16 protein-coding genes are annotated in these 14,130 nt (G+C 73.2%); 5 read left to right on the plus strand and 11 right to left on the minus strand.

What is annotated here, in order from left to right:
- Positions 1–143: 143 nt before the first annotated feature.
- Genes ACFRAR_RS24285 through ACFRAR_RS24295 form a run of 3 tightly spaced genes read right to left on the minus strand, consistent with a single transcriptional unit; the run spans position 144 to position 879 of the window.
- Positions 144–266: a hypothetical protein gene (locus ACFRAR_RS24285; RefSeq protein ID WP_380700274.1), complete on the minus strand. Its 123-nt coding sequence runs from the start codon at positions 264–266 to the stop codon at positions 144–146.
- Positions 263–517 carry a hypothetical protein gene (locus ACFRAR_RS24290; protein ID WP_380700275.1) on the minus strand — a complete coding sequence of 85 codons (255 nt, stop codon included), beginning with the start codon at positions 515–517 and terminating at the stop codon, positions 263–265. The genes ACFRAR_RS24285 and ACFRAR_RS24290 overlap by 4 nt, the downstream gene beginning before the upstream one ends.
- Entirely contained in the window at positions 514–879 is a 366-nt protein-coding gene (locus tag ACFRAR_RS24295) for an ATP-binding protein (protein ID WP_380700276.1), read from the minus strand. Before ACFRAR_RS24295 ends, ACFRAR_RS24290 begins: the two co-directional genes overlap by 4 nt.
- A 288-nt stretch (positions 880–1,167) precedes the next feature.
- On the opposite strand from ACFRAR_RS24295, the gene ACFRAR_RS24300 reads away from it, so the two are divergent.
- Both ACFRAR_RS24300 and ACFRAR_RS24305 read left to right on the plus strand, forming a co-directional pair.
- On the plus strand, positions 1,168–2,034 hold the full coding sequence (locus ACFRAR_RS24300) for a helix-turn-helix domain-containing protein (protein WP_380700316.1): 867 nt from the start codon (positions 1,168–1,170) through the stop codon (positions 2,032–2,034).
- Positions 2,027–2,209: a DUF397 domain-containing protein gene (locus ACFRAR_RS24305; RefSeq protein WP_380700277.1), complete on the plus strand. Its 183-nt coding sequence runs from the start codon at positions 2,027–2,029 to the stop codon at positions 2,207–2,209. Before ACFRAR_RS24300 ends, ACFRAR_RS24305 begins: the two co-directional genes overlap by 8 nt.
- A gap of 58 nt (positions 2,210–2,267) precedes the next feature.
- Here ACFRAR_RS24305 and hutI read toward each other — a convergent pair whose 3' ends face one another.
- From hutI to hutU, 4 genes are read right to left on the minus strand one after another with little or no spacing between them, the layout of a single operon-like run.
- The gene (hutI, locus tag ACFRAR_RS24310) at positions 2,268–3,443 is read right to left on the minus strand and encodes an imidazolonepropionase (protein ID WP_380700278.1); all 1,176 of its coding nucleotides are present in this window, start codon (positions 3,441–3,443) and stop codon (positions 2,268–2,270) included.
- A gap of 30 nt (positions 3,444–3,473) precedes the next feature.
- On the minus strand, positions 3,474–4,841 hold the full coding sequence (locus ACFRAR_RS24315; protein ID WP_380700279.1) for a formimidoylglutamate deiminase: 1,368 nt from the start codon (positions 4,839–4,841) through the stop codon (positions 3,474–3,476).
- Positions 4,832–6,013 carry an allantoate amidohydrolase gene (locus ACFRAR_RS24320; RefSeq protein ID WP_380700317.1) on the minus strand — a complete coding sequence of 394 codons (1,182 nt, stop codon included), beginning with the start codon at positions 6,011–6,013 and terminating at the stop codon, positions 4,832–4,834. Before ACFRAR_RS24320 ends, ACFRAR_RS24315 begins: the two co-directional genes overlap by 10 nt.
- Positions 6,014–6,033: 20 nt before the next feature.
- Positions 6,034–7,740, minus strand: a complete 1,707-nt coding sequence (hutU, locus tag ACFRAR_RS24325) for a urocanate hydratase (RefSeq protein WP_380700280.1) — start codon at positions 7,738–7,740, stop codon at positions 6,034–6,036.
- Positions 7,741–7,919: 179 nt separating this feature from the next.
- Between hutU and ACFRAR_RS24330 the strand changes: the two genes are divergently transcribed.
- Complete coding sequence (locus ACFRAR_RS24330; RefSeq protein WP_380700281.1) at positions 7,920–8,279, plus strand: Uma2 family endonuclease; 360 nt, start codon at positions 7,920–7,922, stop codon at positions 8,277–8,279.
- A gap of 1 nt (position 8,280) precedes the next feature.
- On the opposite strand, the gene ACFRAR_RS24335 is transcribed toward ACFRAR_RS24330, so the two are convergent.
- Both ACFRAR_RS24335 and ACFRAR_RS24340 read right to left on the minus strand, forming a co-directional pair.
- Positions 8,281–8,619: a hypothetical protein gene (locus ACFRAR_RS24335; RefSeq protein WP_380700282.1), complete on the minus strand. Its 339-nt coding sequence runs from the start codon at positions 8,617–8,619 to the stop codon at positions 8,281–8,283.
- 89 nt (positions 8,620–8,708) lie between these two features.
- Positions 8,709–9,578 (minus strand): MurR/RpiR family transcriptional regulator, encoded by an 870-nt coding sequence (locus ACFRAR_RS24340; RefSeq protein ID WP_380700283.1) that lies wholly within the window; start codon positions 9,576–9,578, stop codon positions 8,709–8,711.
- 254 nt (positions 9,579–9,832) lie between these two features.
- On the opposite strand from ACFRAR_RS24340, the gene ACFRAR_RS24345 reads away from it, so the two are divergent.
- Positions 9,833–10,249 carry a hypothetical protein gene (locus ACFRAR_RS24345; RefSeq protein WP_380700284.1) on the plus strand — a complete coding sequence of 139 codons (417 nt, stop codon included), beginning with the start codon at positions 9,833–9,835 and terminating at the stop codon, positions 10,247–10,249.
- A 58-nt stretch (positions 10,250–10,307) separates the two neighbouring features.
- Here ACFRAR_RS24345 and hutH read toward each other — a convergent pair whose 3' ends face one another.
- Positions 10,308–11,885 carry a histidine ammonia-lyase gene (hutH, locus tag ACFRAR_RS24350; RefSeq protein WP_380700285.1) on the minus strand — a complete coding sequence of 526 codons (1,578 nt, stop codon included), beginning with the start codon at positions 11,883–11,885 and terminating at the stop codon, positions 10,308–10,310.
- A gap of 110 nt (positions 11,886–11,995) precedes the next feature.
- Positions 11,996–13,177: a macrolide family glycosyltransferase gene (locus ACFRAR_RS24355; RefSeq protein WP_380700318.1), complete on the minus strand. Its 1,182-nt coding sequence runs from the start codon at positions 13,175–13,177 to the stop codon at positions 11,996–11,998.
- Positions 13,178–13,301: 124 nt separating this feature from the next.
- Between ACFRAR_RS24355 and ACFRAR_RS24360 the strand changes: the two genes are divergently transcribed.
- Positions 13,302–13,922: a TetR/AcrR family transcriptional regulator gene (locus ACFRAR_RS24360; RefSeq protein WP_380700286.1), complete on the plus strand. Its 621-nt coding sequence runs from the start codon at positions 13,302–13,304 to the stop codon at positions 13,920–13,922.
- Positions 13,923–14,130 lie beyond the last annotated feature (208 nt).

A 14,130-nucleotide genomic window follows, 5' to 3' on the forward strand; every position in this document is an offset into this window, starting at 1 on the left:
CCGCTCCACACCGCCCCCCCCCGCCCGCCGCCGGGGTGGCAACCCCCCCCCGCGCGTCTACGTGATCTACTCACCGTCTGAAACCAAGCGGTGTTGCGACGACCCCTTGAACCCAAGGGGTGGGCGAGGGCCTTCGCGTGTTTTCAGTGCTGCTCGTCGTGGCCCTCGGGGCGGGGCATCCTGAGGGTCACGACGACGCCGAGGGCCACGGTGGCGATCGCGAGGGCGAGGAGGGCGAGGAGGGCCGCGCCGACGAAGAACCTCACCGGTGCCACGCCTCGTCGTCGTCGTCCAGGTCGCGGAGCAGGTGAAGGAGGTTGAGCAGCGTGCTCACCGGAGCGTTCCCGAAGTCGATCAGGACACGTCCGTCGATGGTGGTCTCGCCCGGCGAGGCGGACCCCCAGAGGAGCCCGTGCGGCAGGCCGCGCCGGTGCAACTCGCCTAGGAGGGCCATGAGGTGGGGCTTGGTGTAGTCGCGCATCCGGGGGTCCTCCGGCAGGACGGGGTCGCGGGTCACGCGTGGGAGTCCAGCTCGTACCAGATGGTTTTGCCGCGCTTCTGCGGGTCGACGCCCCAGCGGTGGGTGAGCCCGGCGACGAGCTGGAGGCCCCGGCCGGACTCGGCGGAGTCGGTGGGGGTTCGCTGCTGGGGGAGGGCGTCGCTCTCGTCGGAGACGGTGACCCGGAGGGTGCGGCCGAGGACGGAGAACCAGACGACGGGCGCGGGGGTGTCGCCGTGCCGCCAGGCGTTGACGACGAGCTCCATCAGGGCGAGTTCGGCGTTGAAGATGGTGTCGCCGTCCCAGCCGCCGCTGTGGGTCATGGCGTCCCGCAGGGCCTGGCGGGAGAGGGTGAGCGAGGGGGTGTTACGGGTGCACACGGGAACCTCCGTGAGGCTGTGGTGTGGGGAGGGGGGATGACGGTCGTCGCCGTGAGCCAGGCCGGGGCGGCGGTTGCTCTTCGGTGCGCGGGCAGCAGGCGCCTACTGCCGTGGATGCAGGCATTACTGACGATCCGTCGGATCGATCTGAGAATGACGATAGCCCAAGATGAGATCAAGTTTTACCCCAAGCTCAGATCTTCCCTCTATCGTGGTACTGGCCGCCCCAGATGGACCGACCGGCAAGACGCGCGGCAGACTGGGGGCGACCCACCCCGGAAGGAAGTCATGGCTCCACGCGCAAACCCGACGCTCCGTCAGCGACGGCTCGGTGCAGAGCTGCGAAGGATGCGTGAGCAGGCCAGCTTCGGTGGCAGCGAGCTCGGCCGCCTCGTCGGTATGAGCCCAGCGCAGGTGACGCAGATGGAGGCCGGAAGAATCGGCATCAGCGTGGAGCGGTTGCACACGATCGCCACGACATGCATGTGCTCCAACCAGCCGCTGATCGACGCGCTCGCCGACATCATCACCGAGCGAGGCAAGCCCGGATGGTGGGAGGAGTATCGGGAGACTCTGGCAGCAGACTTCCTCGACGTCGCCGAACTGGAGGGTCACGCTCGGAGGCTCTCGACCTACGGGACCACCTTCGTGCCTGGCCTACTCCAAGTCGGCGCCTACACGGCAGCGTTGTTCGCTCAGGCCTACCCGCCACCGCTGCGTCACGAGGTCGATCTCAAGACGGCCTTTCGCATGCAGCGACAGCGCATCGTCCGATCCGGAGCGACGCCGTATACGGCCTTCATCCACGAGGCTGCCCTGCGCATGCAGTTCAGTGATCCGAAGGTCAACATCGAACAGATCGAGGCACTCCTCGCCGACTCGGAACAGCCCAGCATCTCGGTCCGAGTCGTACCGTTCGCCTCCGGTGCTGTCCCGAGCCCGTGCGAGAACTTCATCTATGCCGAAGGGCCCATAACGGACCTCGACGCCGCGCAGATGGACACAGGCCATGGCGGCCAGCTCTTCGACAGCCCCGCCCACCTCACGAGGTTCCGCGCTCTCCTTGCCATGATGGACTCCACGGCACTCTCCGAGGAGAAGTCACGTGACCTCCTGCAGTCGATCAAGGAAGAAATGGCAGGCCAGCATGTCTAGCTCCGCGTGGCAGAAGTCCAGCTACTCTGCCGCAAGCGACAACTGCGTCGAGGTGCGGTCCATCGACGGTTTGGTCGAAGTACGCGAGTCCGACGAGGGCGATGTCACCGTCCGCACCACCCGCCTCAACCTCGCCGACTTCCTCCAGGGCGCCAAGGACGGCGAGTTCGACTAGCGAAGAGCCCCCGTGCCCGCCATCACGGGGGCACGGGGGCCGTCTGCCACCCAAAGGCTCAGACCTCCCGAACGCCCGCCCGCCAGACCGCCGCCGTGAGCGGCACGCCCGGGCGGTAGGCCAGGTGGACGTGCGACGGCGCGTCCAGCAGTAGCAGGTCCGCGCGGGCGCCAGGAGCGATCACCCCCACGTCCGTGCGCCGCAGCGCGTGGGCGCCGCCCGCCGTGGCCGCCCAGACGGCCTCGTCCGGCGTCATCCCCATCTCCCGCACCGCCACCGCGATACAGAACGCCATCGAACTCGTAAAACTGGAGCCCGGGTTGCAGTCCGTCGACAGCGCCACCACCGCGCCCGCGTCCAACAACCTGCGCCCGCTCGGGTACTCGGCCCGCGTCGAGAACTCCGCCCCCGGCAGCAGCGTCGCGACCGTCGCCGACCCCGCCAGCGCCGCCACGTCCTCGTCCGTCAGGTGGGTGCAGTGGTCCGCCGAGGCGGCCCCCAGCTCCACCGCCAGCTGCACGCCCGGCCCGTAGGTGAGCTGGTTGGCGTGCACGCGCGGCGTGAGGCCCTTCTCGATCCCCGCCGTCAGAACAGCCCGCGCCTGGTCCCCGTCGAAGGCGCCCTTCTCGCAGAACACGTCCACCCAACGGGCGTGCGGCGCACAGGCGTCCAGCATCTCGCCGGTGACCAGGTCCACATACGCCGCCGGGTCCTCGGCGTACTCGGGGGCGACCACGTGGGCCCCCAGGTATGTCGTCTCCGGGGTGTACCCGGCGGCGATCCGCAGCGCCCGCGCCTCGTCCTCGACCGTCAGCCCGTAGCCGGACTTGCACTCGATGGTGGTGGTGCCCTGGCGCACCGCCTCCCGGACGAACCCGGCCAGGTTGGCCTCCAGTTCGGCATCCGAAGCGGCCCGCGTAGCCGCCACCGTGGTCCGGATGCCGCCCGCCGAGTACGCCTGCCCGGACATCCGGGCGTTGAACTCGGCCGTACGGTCCCCCGCGAACACCAGGTGGGCGTGCGAGTCGACGAAGCCGGGCAGCAGGGCCCGGCCTCCGGCGTCGAAGCGCTCGTCCGCCGCCGGGGCCTGCGCGGCCGGGCCGACCCAGGCGACGGTACCGCCGTCGACCACCACGGCCGCGTCGGTGAGCAGGCCGAGCGGCCCGGCGCCCTGCCCGGGGTCGTTGGTGACCAGGCTGCCGATGCCCGTGATCAAGGTGGTCCTGGTGCTCAAGACAACGCCTTCCTGAGGAGGTTGGAAACGTCAGCTGTTCAGCGCGCCGATCGCGGAGCGCAGCGCCCCCGGCACGTCGTCCACCAGCTGGTGCACGCCGTCCCGCACCACGTGCCGCCCGCCGACGACCACGTGCCGTACGTCCGCCGCCGAGGCCGCGAAGACGGCGATCTCGGCGCCGAGCCGGGGCGGCGGTCCCGCCGTACGGACGGTGTCCAGCGCGATCACCGTGAAGTCGGCGAGCGCCCCGGCCTCGACCCGCCCGGCCTCGGGCCAGCCCAGCGAGGCGTGCCCGTCCTCGGTGCCGGCCCGCAGCAGCGCGTTCGCCGTCCAGTGGCCGCGGGTCCGGGTGCGCAGCCGCTCGTCCAGCTCCAGCGCCCGGGCCTCCTCGAACGGGTCGATCACCGCGTGGCTGTCGCTGCCCAGGCTGATCGGGCTTCCCGCCGAGGCCAGTCGGCGGGCCGGGCCGATGCCGTCCGCGAGGTCCCGCTCGGTGGTGGGGCACATGCAGACGGTGGTGGAGGAGCCGGCGAGGAGCTCGACGTCCTCGTCGGTGAGGTGGGTGGCGTGCACGGCCGAGGTGCGCGGGCCGAGCACGCCGTGGTCGGCGAGCAGCCGGGTCGGGGTGACGCCGTGCGCGGCGAGGCAGGCGTCGTTCTCGGCGGTCTGCTCGGACAGGTGGACGTGCAGCGGCGCCTCGCGCGTCGCCGCCCAGTGCGCGACGGTGCCCAACTGCCCGGCCGGGACGGCCCGGACCGAGTGGACGGCCGCGCCGATCCGGGCGTGCTCGCGCGGCTTGAGCGCGTCCGCCCGGACGGCCCAAGCCTCGGCGTCGCCGTCGCTGAACCGCAGCTGCGGGTGGGTCGGCTCGGCGCCGAAGCCGGAGGACAGGTAGCAGGTGTCCAGCAGGGTGAGCCGGATGCCGGCCCGCGCGGCGGCCTCGATCAGCGCCTCGCCCATCGCGTTCGGGTCGCTGTAACGGGCGCCGCCGGGCGCGTGGTGCAGGTAGTGGAACTCGCCGACGGCGCTGATGCCGGCCAGCGCCATCTCGGCGTAGACGGCGGTGGCGAGCTCCAGGTAGCTGTCCGGGTCCAGCGCGCCGGCGAACCGGTACATGGTGTCGCGCCAGGTCCAGAAGGTGCCGGAGCCGACCTGCACGTGCCCGCGCAGCGCCCGGTGGAAGGCGTGCGAGTGGGCGTTGGCCTGGCCGGGCAGCAGCAGCCCGGCCAGCCGGACGGCGCCGGGCGGGCAGGGGCCGCTGTCCGGGGTGACGGCGGCGATCGTCCCGCCGGGGCCGGTGGTGATCAGCACGTCCTGCTCGACCACCGGCCCGTTGTCGTACGGCAGCCAGGCGTACTGCGCCCAGTACGCCACGGGGGTCGACGGGGTCACTGACACGCCAGGTCCTCCAGTACGTCGGCGAGGGCGGCGACCCCGGCCAGGCAGTCGGCCCGCTCGGCGTGCTCGGCCGGGGAGTGCGAGACGCCGGTGGGGTTGCGCACGAACAGCATGGCGGTCGGGACCGCGGAGGCCAGGATGCCGGCGTCGTGTCCCGCGCCGGTGGGCAGCACCGGGGCGTCCAGCAGCTTGGCCAGCCGGTCGCGCAGCGGCCCGTCGAAGTCCACCACCGGGGTGTAGGACTCGCGGGTCAGCTCGACCCGGACGCCGTCGCGCCCGCCGCGCTCGGCGGCGGCCCGCTCGATCTCGGCGACCAGCTCGGTGAGGGTGCGCTCGTCGGCCGCCCGGGAGTCCAGCCAGCCGCGCACCAGCGAGGCGATGGCGTTGGTGCCGTTGGGCTCGACGGCGACCTTGCCGAAGGTGGCCAGCGCGCCCGCCAGCTTCGCCTTCTTGCGGGCGGCGAGCACGGTGTTGGCGTAGGTCAGCATCGGGTCGCGGCGGTCCTCGATCCGGGTGGTCCCGGCGTGGTTGGCCTCGCCGTGGAAGTCGAACCGCCAGCGGCCGTGCGGCCAGATCGCCCCGGCCACACCGACCGGCTGCCCCTCGGCGAGGCAGCGGCCCTGCTCGACGTGGAGCTCGACGAAGGCACCGATCCGGGCCAGCCGGTCGTCGTCCGCGCCGATCCCGGTCGGGTCGTAGCCGGCCCGTTCCATCGCGTCGGGCAGCCGGACGCCGTCGGCGTCGCGCAGCTCGTACGCCTGCTCGCGGCTGAGCACGCCGGAGGTCAGCCGGGAGCCGATGCAGGCCACGCCGAACCGGGCGCCCTCCTCGTCACCGAAGTTGACGATCGCCAGCGGCTTGGTGAACTCGGCTCCGCGGGCGCGCAGTTCGTCCAGCGCGGCGAAGGAGGAGACCACGCCGAGCGGGCCGTCGAAGGCGCCGCCGTCCGGGACGGAGTCCAGGTGCGAGCCGGTGACGACCGCTCCCGGCGCCGTCCGGTCGCCCAGCCAGGCCCACTGGTTGCCGTTGCGGTCCAGCTCGTACGCCAGACCGCGGTCGCGGGCCTGCTGCTCGAACCAGGCGCGGCACTCGGCGTCGGCGGAGTTCCAGGCGAAGCGGCGGTAGCCGCCGGAGGCGGCGGAGCGGCCCACCGGGAGCAGCTCCGCCCACATCTGTTCGAAGGACGAGGCCGTCACAGCTCACCCGTCGGGCCGTGCTCGTTCATCGGGCCGTGCTCGTTCATGGGGATGCGCACGCCACGCTCGTCGGCGACCTCGGCGGCCCGGTCGTACCCGGCGTCCACGTGCCGGATGACGCCCATGCCCGGGTCGTTGGTGAGCACCCGGCGGATCTTCTCCCCGGCCAGCGCGGTGCCGTCGGCGACGGTGACCTGGCCGGCGTGGATCGAGCGGCCGATGCCGACGCCGCCGCCGTGGTGGATGGAGACCCAGGAGGCGCCGGAGGCCACGTTGACCATGGCGTTGAGCAGCGGCCAGTCGGCGATCGCGTCCGAGCCGTCCAGCATCGCCTCGGTCTCCCGGTACGGGGAGGCGACCGAGCCGCAGTCCAGGTGGTCGCGGCCGATCACGATCGGCGCGGACAGCTCGCCGGAGGCGACCATGTCGTTGAAGCGCTCCCCGGCCTTGTCGCGCTCGCCGTAGCCGAGCCAGCAGATCCGCGCCGGCAGGCCCTGGAAGTGCACCTTCTCCTGGGCCAGCCGGATCCAGCGGGCCAGCGACTCGTTCTCCGGGAAGAGGTCGAGGACGGCCTTGTCGGTCTTGGCGATGTCCTGCGGGTCGCCGGACAGCGCGGCCCAGCGGAACGGGCCCTTGCCCTCGCAGAACAGCGGGCGGATGTACGCCGGGACGAAGCCCGGGAAGGCGAACGCGCGGTCGTACCCGGCCAGTTGGGCCTCGCCGCGGATCGAGTTGCCGTAGTCGAAGACCTCGGCGCCGCGGTCCAGGAAGCCGACCATCGCCTCGACGTGCCGGGCCATCGACTCGCGCGCCCGCTGGGTGAACTCGGCGGGCTTGGCGGCCGCGTAGTCGGCCATGTCCTCGAAGGCCACGCCGACCGGCAGGTAGGCCAGCGGGTCGTGGGCGCTGGTCTGGTCGGTGACGATGTCGATCGGCGCGTCCATCGCGAGCAGCTGCGGGACCAGCTCGGCGGCGTTGCCCAGCACGCCGATGGAGAGCGGCTGCCGCTTGTCGCGGGCGGCGGTGGCGAGCTCCAGCGCGTGGGCGAGGTCCTTGGCCTCGACGTCCAGGTAGCGGTGCTCGATCCGGCGGGCGATCCGGGACGGGTCGCAGTCGATGCAGATCGCCACGCCGCCGTTCATGGTGACGGCCAGCGGCTGGGCGCCGCCCATCCCGCCGAGGCCGGCGGTGAGGGTGATGGTGCCCTCCAGCGTCCCTTCGAAGCGCTTGTCGGCGACGGCCGCGAAGGTCTCGTAGGTGCCCTGGAGGATGCCCTGGGTGCCGATGTAGATCCACGAGCCGGCGGTCATCTGCCCGTACATGGTGAGCCCGAGGCTCTCCAGCCGGCGGAACTCCTCCCAGTTGGCCCAGTCGCCGACCAGGTTGGAGTTGGCGATCAGCACCCGCGGCGCCCACTCGTGGGTCCGCATCACGCCGACCGGGCGGCCGGACTGGACCAGCATGGTCTCGTCCTGCTTCAGCCCCTCCAGCGTCCGCACCATGGCGTCGAAGGACCGCCAGTCCCGCGCCGCCTTGCCCGTCCCGCCGTACACCACCAGCTTCGACGGGTGCTCGGCCACCTCCGGGTCGAGGTTGTTCATCAGCATCCGCAGGGCGGCCTCCTGCTGCCACCCCTGCGCCGTCAGCCCCGTCCCCCGCGCCGCGCGCACCTCACGCGGCCCGCTCGCCTGCTGCTGCACCATGGTCCCGGCCTCCCTGCGGATGGATTCATTCAGCTTTGCTTCGGCTGAATATAACCAAACAATCAATTCACGACCAGACCCCGAACCGATCCGATCAGCCACGCCGTCGAGCGACTCGGAGCGCTAGCCTGAACCCGGCGAACACCAGCCACTCGGCCCAGCGCCAAGGAGCGGTCTACATGCCAGGCAACGACGAGGACTACGCCACACCCGACCTGATCGTCCTCCCCACCGACCGGGAGAACGACGACCGATGGCTCGCCGATCCCCACGAGGCGGCCCTCGTCGTCGAGGTGGTCTCCAACTCGGAGGGCGTGAAGGCCGTCTCCACCAAGACGGACTGGTACGCGAGCGCCGGCGCTCCGGCCCTGCTCGCACTCGACCCCCGCAACGGCACCTGGGCGCTCCACACCCACCCCCGCGACGGGGCGTACCAGGGCGTCCTGCTCGGCAAGTACGGCGAGCCCGTCCCGCTGCCCGCGCCACTGCCCGCCGAGCTGGACACCTCCGGCCTCCCGCTGTACGCCCCGCGCCGCTGAGTCACGCCGCGGCGTCGCCGCCGTCCCAGTCGCCGCCGTCCCAGTCGATGCCGATCTCGGCGAGCCAGCGGCGGTCGGCGGCGTCCGGGGCGGGCGGGGACGGCGGGCGGGGGATGTTCTGGACGGGGCCGAGGCCGTACCTCTCGGCGGCCGCGGCGGAGCGGGCGTCGGGTTCGATGACGCCGACGTGGACGGCGGACTCGTCGCCCGGGTCGAGGACGGTCAGTTCGGGATCGGGCAGCCGCCGCAGGGTGACGCGGCGTCCGCAGGTGGGGCAGGACCATTCGTCGGCGCCAGAGGCGAGGCGGGCGACGAACTTCATCTCGTGGATCACGCGCATGGGCGGCACCCCCTGTAGGAGGGGATGCCCGGGTTTGTGACGGCTACTCCCCCGCCACCGCTCCGGGCCGCGCCCACTCCGGGCCACGCCTACTCCAGGAAGAGCCCGCGCGCCGCCGCCGAGTGCTCGATCGCCTCCAAGCGGGCCTCCGCGCCAGGGAGTTCGTCGCACATGGACTGCAGCAGCACCCGGCCGAGCATCATCGGCGCGCACGCGGTGTCGAAGACCAGCCCGGTGCCGACGGCGGCCGGCAGCATCAGGTCGGACAGCTTGGCGACCGGCGCGAAGGCGCTGTCGGCCACGGTGAGCACCGTCAGCCCGCACTCCCGGGCCACCGTCAGCGCGTCCATCAACTCCCGCGGGTAGCGCGGCAGCGCGAAGCAGAGCAGCGCGCTGGCCCCGGCCGCCCGGGCCTGCTCCAGCCGGTCGGCGAGCATGCTGCCGCCCTCGTCCAGCAGCCGGATGTCCGGGTGCACCTTGGACGCGAAGTACGCGAAGCCGCGCGCCTGCGCCGAGGCGGCCCGCAGCCCGAGCACCGGCAGCGGGCGGGAGGCGGCGAGCAGCCGGGCGGCCCGGAGGATCGGCGCCGGGTCGGCGAGGAGTTCGGCGAGGTGGCGCAGGTGGGCGATCTCGGCGAGCACCGCCTGCTGGTGTTCGTTGCGCACCGCGTCGTCCGGGCTCTCCGGCGCGGCCGGCTCGCCGCCGCCGAGTTCGCGCAGCTGCTTGCGCAGCGCCGGGTAGCCGTCGTACCCGAGCGCGACCGCGAACCGGGTGACGGACGGCTGGCTGACGCCCGCGAGTTCGGCGACCTCCACGCTGGACAGGAACGGCGCCTCGGTGGCGTGCCGCACCAGCGAGTGGGCGATCCGGCGCTGGGTCGGCGTCAGCCGGTGCCCCTCGAACAGTTGGAGCAGCCGGGCGGAGGGGCCGACGCTGCCGGCCTCGTCGGTGGCGGTCATCAGCGGTACCTCCGGATGGGAGCGGTTCGGACGTCGACTGTGCAGCAGCGCGCCTCGGCTGGGCAAAGACGTCTCGCACGGCGGGACGCCCGATGAGACGCCTGGTGAGACGCCCACGGATCGGACGGATCGGACGGATTCGGCGGGCCCGCCCGGTCCGCGGGTTCGGGGAAACCCTGAATTGTCCCTGAGTCCGCCCGGATTCCTCCGCGAACGGATGGACCGGACGCCCCGGCTGCCCCAGGCTGGTCCCCATGGACACTCGTCAGGACGAACTGCGGCGCGACCTCGACGCCACCCTCCAGGCCCGCAAGGAACTCGGCAAGGAGTACGAGGACGCCCTCGTCGACTCCTTCATGAAGCGGCTCGACGCCCGGATGGACGCCCGGGTCGACCGGTCGGCGGCCCGGCGGACGGAGGACTTCGAGCCGTCCCGCCGGGACCTGGACCGCGACGACCGCTCCCGGGGCTCCGGCCGCGCCGGCAACCGCCTCGCGGTGGTCTCGCTCGCCCTCGGCATCCCGCTGAGCGCGATCGCCGCCAGCCCCGAGAGCGGCGGCTTCGCCGGGCTGCTGGCCTGCTGGGCGGGCATCGTCGGGGTCAACTTCGCGGCCGCGCTGGGCAACCGCCGCGACCGCCGGGAGCGCTCGTCGCGGAGCGACTGGGACTAGGTCCTCCCTTCCCGGGAGAGGACCCGAGCCCCAGCCACCCCGCGGCGAGCGCGACACCTCAGGCCAGCGGGCCGGTGACCCGCTCGACCGCCCGCACCAGCTCACCGGAGGCGACCAGCGCCGCGGCGGCCTCCAGGTCCGGCGACAGGAAGCGGTCGCGGCCGGCGCCGCCGACCCCGGCCTCCCGGGCGGCGGCCAACGCGGCCGCGGTGGCCGGGGCGAGCCCGCCGACCCCGTCGGCCTGCTGACGGATCTCCAGCGCGCGGGCGGAGGCGGTGAGTTCGACGGCCAGGATGCGGCCGAGGTTCGCCACCGCCTGGCGCAGCTTGCGCGCGGCCGACCAGCCCATCGACACGTGGTCCTCCTGCATCGCGGAGGACGGGATCGAGTCGACCGAGGCCGGGACGGCGAGCCGCTTGTTCTCGCTGACCAGCGCCGCCTGGGTGTACTGGGCGATCATCAGACCGGAGTCCACGCCCGGGTCGTCGGCCAGGAAGGCCGGCAGGCCGTGCGAGCGGGCCTTGTCGAGCAGCCGGTCGGTGCGGCGCTCGGAGATCGAGCCGAGGTCGGCGGCGGCGATGGCGAGGAAGTCCAGCACGTACGCGACCGGGGCGCCGTGAAAGTTGCCGTTGGACTCCACCCGGCCGTCCGGCAGCACCACCGGGTTGTCCACCGAGGCGGCCAGCTCGCGCGAGGCGACCAGCTGGGCGTGCGCCAGGGTGTCCCGGCCGGCGCCGGCCACCTGCGGGGCGCAGCGGATCGAGTACGCGTCCTGGACCCGCGGCGCGTCGTCCTGGTGGTGGCCGGTGAGGCCGGAGTCCTTGAGGACGGCGAGCATGTTGGCGGCGCTGAGCGCCTGGCCCGGGTGGGGGCGGATCGGGGCGTGCAGTTCGGGGGCGAGCACCTTGTCGGAGCCGAGCAGCGCCTCCAGGCTCATCGCGGCGGTGATGTCGGCGGTGGTGAAGAGCCGCTGGAGGTCGGCGATGGCCATCACGAGCATGCCGAGCATGCCGTCGGTGCCGTTGATGAGGGCCAGGCCCTCCTTCTCCAGCAGCTCGACCGGCTCGATCCCGGCGGCGGCGAGCAGTTCGGCGGCGGGCTTCTCCACGCCGTCCGGGCCGGTGGCGGTGCCCTCGCCCATCAGGACCAGCGCGCAGTGCGACAGCGGCGCGAGGTCGCCGGAGCAGCCGAGCGAGCCGAACTCCCGCACCACGGGGGTGATGCCCGCGTTGAGCAGGGCGGCCATGGTCTCGGCGACCAGCGGCCGGACGCCGGTGCGGCCGGAGGCCAGCGTCTTCATCCGCAGGAACACCAGCGCGCGGACCACCTCGCGCTCGACCACCGGCCCCATGCCGGCGGCGTGCGAGCGCACCAGCGACCGCTGGAGCTGGGCGCGCAGCTCGGGGCTGATGTGGCGCACGGCGAGCGCGCCGAAGCCGGTCGACACCCCGTAGACGGGGCGCGGCTCGGCCGCGAGGGCGTCGATCCGGGCACGGGCGGCCGCCATCTCGGCCAGCGCGTCGGGGTCGATCTCGACCCGGGCGTTGCCCCGGGCGACGGCCAGCACGTCCTCCGCGCCGACGTCGGCCTTGCCGACCAGGACCAGCGGAGCGTCGGGGGCCACAGCACTGTGCATATCCATATACACCATCACATCAGGTGAATGAAGATATGACAACAGGTGCTCGCCATCCGGATTCTCCACCCTCCGGACGGACCCCGGGCCCCCGAGCCCCCTCCCCTCCGCTACCTCGTCAGCTCCACCTCGATCAGCTCCGCCTCGATCAGGTCCGCCGCCCGGGCGGTGCCGCCCTCGGCCCGGCCCGCCGCGGACAGCCCCCGCAGCCGGTCGGCCACCGCCGGATCGCCGACCAGCTCCAGCAGGGCGGCGCGCAGCGCCTCGGCGGTGGCCTCCCCGGTGTCCAGCCGGCGGGCGACGCCGAGGCCCACCAGGGCGTCCGCGTTGGCGAACTGGTCGGCGGCCTGCGGCACCGCGATCATCGGCACGGCGTGGAACAGCCCCTCGCTGGAGCCGCCCATGCCCGCGTGGGTGACGAAGGCGTCCGCCTGGGAGAGCACCGACAGCTGCGGCACCCAGCGGTGCACCTCGACGCCGTCCGGCACCTCGCCCAGCTCGGCGAGGTCGGTGTGCCTGCCGACCTGGAGCACGGTGTGCCAGCCCGGCAGCCCGCCGAAGGCCTGCACGCAGGCCCGGTAGAAGGCGGGCTGGTGGGTGAAGGCCGAGCCCAGCGAGACCAGCAGCACCTTCTCGGCGCCGGCCGGCCGCCGCCACTCCCCCTGGTGGGCGCGGTCACCGAAGCAGGGTCCGACGAAGCTGACCCGCCGCTCGTCGACCCGGTCGGCGTTGGGCTGGAGCGCGCGCGGGATCAGCGCGATCGCCCGCTCCGGGCGGCCCTTGAAGGCATCCACGTCGCGCTGCACCGCGCCGGCGTCGGCCAGCCAGGCGGCGAACCGGCGGTAGTGCCCGGGGCCGCCGGGGCCGTTGCGGACCGCCTCGAAGACCTCGGCCATCTCCTCCTCGGCGCCCTCCCAGCCGACGAAGGCGGGCGACAGCTGCACCACCGGCACCCCCAGCCGCTCGCCGAGCGCCCGCCCGGCGAAGCCCGCGATGTCGCAGAGCACCAGGTCCGGGCGGTCCTCCTCGAAGGCCTCCAGCAGGACGGACCACATCGACAGCGCGTCGTCCAGGAACACGTCCTGGATCGCCACCGGGTCCTCCGGCCAGCCGCTCGGGTCGTCGGCGAGCGGCAGCTTCGTCGGGTACGGGACGAAGGCCGCGCCGGTGGACTCGACGACCTCGCGGAAGGAGGGGTCGTTGACGTAGCCGACCCGGTGCCCTCGGGCCACCAGCTCGGCGATCACGGCGAGGCTGGGGTTGACGTGCCCGTGGGCCGGGACGGAGACCATCAGGATGTGTGCGGGGCGGTTCACGGGCACCTCCGGGGACGATGGGTGAGACGAGACGTTCCGTCTCGCTGTGTCGAGAAGAGACAATACGTCTCGTCTCGCCTTCTCGCCTAGGATTTTCTCCATGACCTCCAGAACCGCCCCCGACCCGGCCCGCCGCAGCGAACGCTCGCGCACCGCCGTCCTCACCGCCGCCGCCGCACTCGTCGCCGAGATCGGCTACGGCAGGCTGACCATCGAGGCGATCGCCGCCCGCGCCGGGGTCGGCAAGCAGACCATCTACCGGTGGTGGCCGTCGAAGGGGGCGGTCGTCTTCGACGCCCTCCTCGCCGCCGGCGAGCACGAGGGCGGCCTCGCCCTCCCCGACACCGGCGACCTCGCCGCCGACCTGCGCGCCGTGCTGCGCCCCACCAGCGACGAACTCGGCGACCCGGACACCGACCGCACCTACCGCGCGCTCGCCGCCGAGATCCTCAACGACCCGGCGCTGCACACCGAGTACCGCACCCGCCTGCTGGACCCGCTGCTGGACGTCACCCGCGACCGCCTGCGCAGCGCCCGCGAGGCCGGCCAGATCGCCCCCGACGCCGACCTCGACCTGGCCGTCGAACTCCTCTACGGCCCGCTCTACTACCGCTGGCAGTACCGGCTCGGCCCGCTCACCCACGAGCACGCCGACCGCCTGGTCGACGCCGCGCTACGGGCCCTCAACCCGCCCGCGGCCAGCCGCGGTTCGGTCGCCTGAACCAGCACCCGGGCGCCTCACACCGCCGGTGGCGAAGCCGGCCCCGCCAGCGCCACCGCCACCAGCGCCCGCATGGCGCACGCCGCCTGGCCCAACGGGAGGGTCGCGTCGTCGGCGAAGAGCTCCACCAGCCAGCCGCCGGCCGGGTTCTGGCCACCCGCGGCGATCATGCCCCGGTAGCCGGAGACGACGAGCATCGCCTCCTCCG

Origin of the sequence: Kitasatospora sp. NPDC056651 (assembly GCF_042792155.1) — a bacterium.
In the GTDB taxonomy this organism is placed as follows: Bacteria; Actinomycetota; Actinomycetes; order Streptomycetales; family Streptomycetaceae; genus Kitasatospora.